Origin of the sequence: Streptomyces calidiresistens, from assembly GCF_014141525.1 — a bacterium.
In the GTDB taxonomy this organism is placed as follows: Bacteria; Actinomycetota; Actinomycetes; order Streptomycetales; family Streptomycetaceae; genus Streptomyces; species Streptomyces calidiresistens.
The window spans coordinates 1-634 of record NZ_VKHS01001461.1 but is presented as its reverse complement, the minus strand read 5'-3'; the positions used below and the strand labels follow the sequence as shown (position 1 = coordinate 634).

The window sequence follows — 634 nt, the reverse complement described above, 5'->3', positions numbered from 1 at the left end:
GGGGGCTGGGCGATGGGTATAAGAGACAGCTGGTGGGGTGACGGCGGCCGTCACCGAAACGGCGGCGGGGGTGGGTTGTTCCGTCGCCGCCGGGACCGCGACCGCTACCACGATCGCCGCCGCGACGATCCGCGTTCCCGGCGGGAGGAGCGCCGCCGCCGAAACGAGGAGCGCCGCTCCCGGAAGGACCGCCGGGAGCGCTCGCCGGTCGGTCCCCGGTCGGGGGGCCGCACCACCCTGTGGCGGGCGATCGGCCGGGACAGCCTGGACCGGGCCGAGCCCCGCCTCCGGCGCCGGCGGGCGAACATCGACCCGCTGATCCGCCCCGTTCCCCGCCGCCGCAAGGACCGGCACCCGAAAGACCCGGGCGGGCCGGGGACGCGGCGGCCGACGGGGCCGCGGGCCCTGCGCGACCGGCCCGAGCCGGCCCCCCGCCCGGGCACCGAGAGCCGCACCGGCAGGCGCCGCCGGGGCCGGGTGCGGAGCCGGGTGCGCGGGTGGTGGCACCGCCACCGCCCCGGAGCCCGCAAGCAGCGCGCCCGGGACACAGGCTCCCGCACCACCGGCACCGGCACGAGTTCGGGAACCGGCACCACCGGGTTCGGGGCCGGGACCGGTGGCGGGGGTGGTCGGC

1 pseudogene is annotated in these 634 nt (G+C 80.1%); it reads left to right on the top strand.

Features of this window, described 5'->3' with window-relative positions:
• A pseudogene (locus FOE67_RS27820) lies at positions 1-634 on the top strand (hypothetical protein); the annotation flags it as partial.